Here is a 6,519-nt window from a genome sequence, read left to right on the forward strand (position 1 = left end):
GCTGTTAAAAAAGTATAACTGCATCTAGCCTTGGCTAGCCAAGTAAGTGTGCTTGATTGCTTACACTAAAGTGTAAGCTTAATAAGCTGGAGCACAACAAACCCTTTCGCTGGATATGGCGAAGCACGTTTTAAACACATTTGTGAGCGTACTTATGGCATATGTGGACTGAATCATATGCGTTGACTGCTATTCACTGATGGACTGATAAAATGAATTTCAGCCAATAATTGACTCACAAACGCTCAATTCTATTTAAAGTGAGACTGACGGTCTAATGCTTTTATGTGGTTTTTTTTACATAAAAAAATGCCCTTTTTGAAAGGGCATTTTCTAAGCTTGAGAAGTGTGTATATGTTGCTTAAGGTGATGTCTTAACAGCAATATGTAACCCTTTTAACAGGTTTAATGCTTGCTGTACTTGGTAATCTTTTTCAGCAAGATCGTCGGCTTTTTTAGCTGCAGCTTCCTGGGGTGAAGGTTTATCTGCCTTACCATTGCCATTCGAAAGGTGTCTTGCCAAATCGGCCTCTTTGTAAGAGGCAACGTTGTCATCTTCGATTTTGGTGACTTTGGCACGATCAACGCGAATATCGGGTGAGATGCCATGTGCTTGAATAGATCGGCCATTAGGTGTGTAGTAGAGCGCAGTGGTAAGCTTTAAGGCTCGATCTCTATTGAGGGGAAGTACTGTTTGCACGGAGCCTTTACCGAAACTATCTGTGCCCATAATAATGGCGCGTTTATGGTCTTGTAAGGCACCTGCGACAATCTCTGACGCTGAAGCAGACCCTGCATTAATCAGCACAACCATTGGTACACCATCTGATGGGTCATCCGCTGTAGCATTAAAGCGCAATTCGGAATTTGGAATACGGCCCTCTGTATAAACAATTGTACCTTTCGTTAAGAAGGCATCAGACACATTAACTGCTGCTTCCAGGACACCACCAGGGTTGTTACGGAGGTCTAAAATAATTCCATTTAAGCCATGAGCTGACTTCTTAAGCTTTTGTAAGCTTTTGATGACTTCTTCACCTGTGGAGGTTTGAAACTGTGTTACACGTAAGTAACCATACTTATTATTGAGAATTTTATGCTTAACACTTTGGACTTTGATGACTGCGCGTTTGAGTGTGATTGTGAAAGGAGCACTTTTTCCCTCTCTGACAATCGTCAGTGTAATAGGTTCACCAACCTTGCCACGCATTTTTTCAACAGCCTCCAGTAAAGAAAGTCCTTTGACAGGTTTATTATCCAACTTAATGATTAAGTCTCCTGCCTGGATGTCCGCTTTGGCTGCTGGTGTGTCATCAATTGGTGCCACGACTTTAATAAAGCCATCTTCCATTCCCACTTCAATGCCTAAGCCACCAAATTCCCCTGTGGTGTTAACCTGTAGGTCTTTATAATCGTCAGGAGAAAGGTATGCAGAATGTGGATCTAGTCCAGATAGCATGCCTCGAATAGCATTTTCCAAGAGCGTTTTGTCGTCAATCTGTTCAACGTAAGCAACCTTGATACGATCGTAGACTTCAACGAATGTTCTTAGATCTTCAAGAGGAAGGCGAGGTTGGGCTTGCTCTGTTACTGGCTCTTCAGCACTTACGGGCATTGTCAGTGCTAGAGCAAGAGTGACACTGCCAAACAATGACCAAAGCTTACGGTGTGTCATATTCATCAATTACTCTCAGATAAATCAAAGTCTGTAAGTGTAGTTATATCCCATTACTGGGCTACACACCAATGTATTGGATTTTGTGGTTTCCCTTTGCGGCGAATTTCAAAATATAAGCCATTTTTTTGCCGTCCTCCGGTATTTCCCACAGTAGCTACTTTTTCACCTGCTTTTACCCAGTCACCTGTCTCTTTAAGTAGGGTTTGATTATGAGCATATAAGCTCAAAAAGCCGTCACCATGATCAATGATAATCAGCAATCCTGACCCGCGTAGCCATTCTGAGAAGACCACACGACCATGGTGGATAGCATAGACGGGCTTTCCCGCACTCGCTTTAATAAACAGACCATTGTTACGTAATTTGGTTTGTTTATTGATAGTGCCAAATGACTGCGTAATGACTCCTGCTGCAGGTAGTGGCATCTTACCTTTGTTAAACTGGAAAGGTTTGCCTGGTACCACTAAGTTGGCAATGGTACTTTGTAAATTCTTTAAAACTTGTTCTAGTTCGCGCCTATCTTGCTCTAATTTAGAGAGTTCTTTATCTTTACTCGCAATTGTTTTTAACAGCGAGGAAATAATTTTTTGACGTTCATTGCGTTGAGTAGAAAGTTGTTTTTTGGTGTTAACAACTTCCACACGTTGTTCATTTAACTTTAGCTGTTGCAGGTTTATTTGGTCAGTAACTAATTTCAGTTCTTGTAATGTCTGGTTATAAGCTTTGATGTCTTTAATTCTTGCTGCATTAAAATAGTCAAGATACTCAAGTTGTCGGGCAAGTTTCATCGGATCTTGCTGGTTTAGCAGCAGTTTCAGATAAGGTTGGTGCCCTGCGAGATAGGCGGCACGAAGTGTGGCCGCCAGTCCCCGTTGTTGGCGTTGCTTAGCAACATCAAGGTGATGTTGCCGGGTTTGATACTTTTTTAGTTGTTGCTGGCCCTCCACTAACCGGCGCTCAATGTTTGAAATTTCCTTATGCAAGCGTTCCATTTCAACTTCAGTTTTACGAAGTGATTCTTGTGCAGATGAACGCTTGTGCTTCATTTCTTCTAGCAATTCACGCATGCGTGAAATGTCAGCTTCGAGTTGATCAAGTTGCTGCTTAGTTGCTGCCTCATCATTGATCTGTGGCGATGTATCAGCCTGGGCCTGAATTACACCAAGCCATAGTGGTAATGAAAGGCTGATAACACAAATGAGCTTTTTAGCCATTCGAGGCTTATGAGTTAAGTTGCTTATCATCTTGTCATTCTTCAAAAACGGATTCGGGTTAAGTATGCATGTAGGGCTAAATATAAATAAAGCCCGAATACCACAAACGGGCATTCGGGCTCATTTTTTTATAACAAAATGTGATTAATGATGAGTACTTGGTTAATGCTTGATGAGTGACTTACCAGACATCTCTTCAGGTTGAGTGATTCCCATTAAATCCAATAGAGATGGTGCTATGTCAGACAAAACACCAGCATCTTGCAGTTGAATTTGCTTTGGACCACAGTAGACTAAAGGTACTAATTCGGTTGTATGTGCTGTATGTGCCTGACCTGTTTCCTGATTCAGCATCAGTTCTGCATTACCATGATCAGCTGTAATGAGGCACTGGCCATTAACTTCTTCTAATGCAGCAACGACACGACCAACACACTCATCAAGACACTCTATCGCTTTTACTGCGGCATCATAGTCACCAGTATGACCCACCATATCGCCGTTAGCGTAGTTACAAACAACTAAGTCAAACTGACCACTATTGATTGCATCAACCAGTTTGTCAGTCACTTCTGGAGCACTCATTTCGGGTTGTAAATCATAAGTTGCTACTTTAGGAGAGTTAACCAGAATACGGGTTTCACCTTCATAAGGCTCTTCTCTACCGCAGCTGAAGAAGAAAGTAACATGAGCGTATTTTTCGGTTTCAGCAATCCGTAATTGGGTTTTACCCTGATTGGCCAGGTATTCACCTAAACCATTTTTAAGCACAGCTGGAGGGTAGGCACTAGGTGCGGCAAGATCTGCTGAGTATTGGGTGAGCATAACAAATCCTGCTAGCTCTCTAACTACTTCTCGTTCAAAGCCTGCAAATTGACTATCAACAAAGACTTGAGTGAGTTGACGAGCACGGTCTGCTCGGAAATTCATAAAGATGACTGCATCACCCTCTTCAATAAAGGCAGGATTGTTATTTTTATCAACAATTGCGGTTGCTTTGACGAATTCGTCATTTTCATCACGTTCATAAGCGGCTTTAAGACCAGCAACAGCTGTGCTGGCGGTAAACTCTGCTTTACCCTGGGTCAGTAAGTCATATGCAGATTGAACACGATCCCAACGCTTATCACGATCCATTGCAAAGTAACGACCAATTATGCTCGCTATGCGGCCTACACCAAGCTCTTTTAGCTTGGCATCCATTTCAGCAAGTGATTTTTCTGCGCTTCTTGGCGGTGTATCACGACCATCCAAAAAAGCGTGTACATAGATTTTGGTAGCACCCTGTTTAACAGCAAGGTCAACCATGGCATGTAAGTGAGACTCATGGCTGTGGACACCACCAGGAGACATTAAGCCCATAATATGAACGGCTTTGTTGGCTTGAACTGCAACTTGTACAGGTTTGACCAGAACTTCGTTGGTATAGAAGTCACCATCCTTAATGGCTTTACTGATACGGGTAAGTTCTTGGTAAACAACACGACCTGCGCCAAGGTTCATGTGTCCCACTTCAGAGTTGCCCATTTGTCCATGGGGTAGACCAACATCATTACCAGATCCAGAAACGAGGGTATGAGGCTTATTAGCCCAGAGCTTATCCCAAACAGGCTTATTGGCTCCAGCAATTGCATTTGCTTCGCTTTCTTCACGATAACCGAAACCATCTAAAATGATGAGAGCTGTAGTACAACGTTTGTCAGTCATAGGATCCCACTACTTATGTGAAGGGTAAGTGAACGAGAAATATTAACGATTCCTGGAGTGAATATCTATTGATACTGGCTAGTAAGTATACATCACTCAGCAAACAATTGTGCTGCATCAATTATGTACTTAGGAGCTTTATCTTGAGTAAGTTTTATTGGTTCTTAGCCTGCTTAAAAGACAATGGGTGTTTAGCCAAGAAATGTAACACGCTATACTTGCTAGCTTGATTATTATCGGGTTGGTAAGTTAGATGGAACACCTAATTGTATTTGTCAGTAATCACCCAGAGCTGGTTACTTCATTTGTTGTGCTGTTGTTACTCCTGTTATTTACGGAGAGTCGTAAAGCAGGTAAGACTGTCGCTACTCAACAAGCGACTCACCTGATTAATCAGCAGCAAGCAAAAGTGATCGATATAAGAGAACGCAATGAATTTTCTGAAGGGCATATTGTCGACGCGGTCAATATTCCTTTTAATAAGCTGACAGAGCGTATGTCAGAGTTGGAAAAGTTCAAAGACACTCCCATTATTATTGTTGATAATAACGGGCAACACGCAAGCTCTGCAGGTAAGATCCTCAATAAAGCAGGTTATAAGCAAGTCGTTCGTTTGCAAGGCGGAATTTCTGGCTGGCGGGGAGAAAATCTACCGTTAGTTAAGTCATAGTGCAGGGATCAGTTGATGAGTAAAGTTGTAATCTATTCTTCAGCCTATTGCCCTTTTTGTATGCGTGCGCTAAGACTGCTTGATGCAAAAGCTGTGGACTATCAGTTGATTTCTGTAGATGGTCAACCTAATGTCAGGCGTGAAATGACTGAAAAAGCTGGTCGTACTTCAGTCCCGCAAATCTGGATTGGCACTACCCATGTTGGTGGATGTGATGATTTGTATGCGCTTGAAGCCAGGGGAACGCTTGATCATTTGCTGAATCAGACGTAGTAACTGAGTACATTATATTTAAATGAGTAAACTAAACAAAAAAGGAAAGCTCGATGGCTGATAACCAAAATAATCAGGCGCAACCTCAATTTGCTTTACAACGTATTTATGTAAAGGACTTATCATTTGAATCTCCTAAGGCGCCTGATGTATTTACCAAAGAGTGGAAGCCACAGGTAAACCTGGATCTTAATACACAAAATAAGCAGTTGGAGGACAATGTTTATGAAGTTGTTTTGACTCTGACTGTAACAGTGACTTCTGATGAAGAGACAGCATTTGTTGTAGAAATACAACAAGCGGGTGTTTTCTTGATTCGTGGCTTAGAAGATGAATCACTACACCAAACATTAGGCGCATTCTGTCCTAATATTCTGTTCCCTTATGCACGTGAAGCTGTTGATAACCTTGTGTTGCGTGGAAGCTTCCCTCCCATTATGCTTGCGCCAGTAAACTTTGACGCCCTTTATATGCAGGCTTTAGAGCAAAGAAAGGCTGAAGCTCAGCAACCCACTGAAACTATTCAGTAAAACGCTTTTGTAACACATCAGATAACCGCATTATCTAAAACAGCTTAGCCTACTTGTGTTATAAAGGAGGCTGGGCTAGCAAAGGGAAAGTCCCAAGGCTTTTTTTAGCAGAGTATGCAATGGGTTATTTGATGTGTTATGCCCTATTCATGCTGTATTTGATGTAGTATTTCATTTTTCCTGTTTGACTCCATATAACACTTCTAAGTTTGTCGAACATAAAAATACAATTTGTTCATTGGCTACTAAAACTTACCCTTATCCCCATTCTCAGTGCATAAAACGGCAGTATACCCTTCGCCTTGGGTATAGAGAGTAGATTATACGTATAAAATACTTAATACCTTAGTCGAATAGTCAACATGCCATATGGGTATATATAATGCTATTTGAAAAGGCAGGTAAAATAAAAAAAACTAAATTAGCTTTTCCTAGGGAGGAGGAATG

General features: G+C 41.6%; 6 protein-coding genes. 3 read left to right on the plus strand and 3 right to left on the minus strand.

All coding sequences use genetic code 11. The features are described 5' to 3' along the window. Positions 1-361 precede the first annotated feature (361 nt). From KCG35_RS18655 to gpmI, 3 genes are all read right to left on the minus strand, one after another. Positions 362-1,681, minus strand: a complete 1,320-nt coding sequence (locus tag KCG35_RS18655) for a S41 family peptidase (protein WP_215821335.1) — start codon at positions 1,679-1,681, stop codon at positions 362-364. Positions 1,682-1,728: 47 nt separating this feature from the next. Next, the gene (locus tag KCG35_RS18660; protein WP_215821337.1) at positions 1,729-2,922 is read right to left on the minus strand and encodes a murein hydrolase activator EnvC family protein; all 1,194 of its coding nucleotides are present in this window, start codon (positions 2,920-2,922) and stop codon (positions 1,729-1,731) included. Between the two features lie 132 nt (positions 2,923-3,054). Beyond that, positions 3,055-4,599, minus strand: coding sequence for a 2,3-bisphosphoglycerate-independent phosphoglycerate mutase (gpmI, locus tag KCG35_RS18665; RefSeq protein ID WP_215821338.1), 1,545 nt, complete (start codon positions 4,597-4,599; stop codon positions 3,055-3,057). Between the two features lie 253 nt (positions 4,600-4,852). On the opposite strand from gpmI, the gene KCG35_RS18670 reads away from it, so the two are divergent. Genes KCG35_RS18670 through secB form a run of 3 tightly spaced genes read left to right on the plus strand, consistent with a single transcriptional unit; the run spans position 4,853 to position 6,072 of the window. After that, complete coding sequence (locus KCG35_RS18670) at positions 4,853-5,269, plus strand: rhodanese-like domain-containing protein (RefSeq protein WP_215821340.1); 417 nt, start codon at positions 4,853-4,855, stop codon at positions 5,267-5,269. Between the two features lie 15 nt (positions 5,270-5,284). Continuing rightward, complete coding sequence (gene grxC / locus KCG35_RS18675) at positions 5,285-5,542, plus strand: glutaredoxin 3 (RefSeq protein WP_215821343.1); 258 nt, start codon at positions 5,285-5,287, stop codon at positions 5,540-5,542. A gap of 53 nt (positions 5,543-5,595) precedes the next feature. Then, on the plus strand, positions 5,596-6,072 hold the full coding sequence (secB, locus tag KCG35_RS18680) for a protein-export chaperone SecB (RefSeq protein WP_215821345.1): 477 nt from the start codon (positions 5,596-5,598) through the stop codon (positions 6,070-6,072). The last annotated feature ends 447 nt before the right edge of the window (positions 6,073-6,519 follow it).

The organism is Zooshikella harenae (assembly GCF_018837975.1).
Taxonomy (GTDB): Bacteria; Pseudomonadota; Gammaproteobacteria; order Pseudomonadales; family Zooshikellaceae; genus Zooshikella; species Zooshikella harenae.

What these genes read in the sequence shown, in the direction of transcription:
- KCG35_RS18655 (WP_215821335.1), bottom strand. Translation starts at nt 1,681, where the DNA reads ATGAATATGACACACCGTAAGCTTTGGTCATTGTTTGGCAGTGTCACT.
- KCG35_RS18660 (WP_215821337.1), bottom strand. Translation starts at nt 2,922, where the DNA reads ATGATAAGCAACTTAACTCATAAGCCTCGAATGGCTAAAAAGCTCATT.
- gpmI (WP_215821338.1), bottom strand. Translation starts at nt 4,599, where the DNA reads ATGACTGACAAACGTTGTACTACAGCTCTCATCATTTTAGATGGTTTC.
- KCG35_RS18670 (WP_215821340.1), top strand. Translation starts at nt 4,853, where the DNA reads ATGGAACACCTAATTGTATTTGTCAGTAATCACCCAGAGCTGGTTACT.
- grxC (WP_215821343.1), top strand. Translation starts at nt 5,285, where the DNA reads ATGAGTAAAGTTGTAATCTATTCTTCAGCCTATTGCCCTTTTTGTATG.
- secB (WP_215821345.1), top strand. Translation starts at nt 5,596, where the DNA reads ATGGCTGATAACCAAAATAATCAGGCGCAACCTCAATTTGCTTTACAA.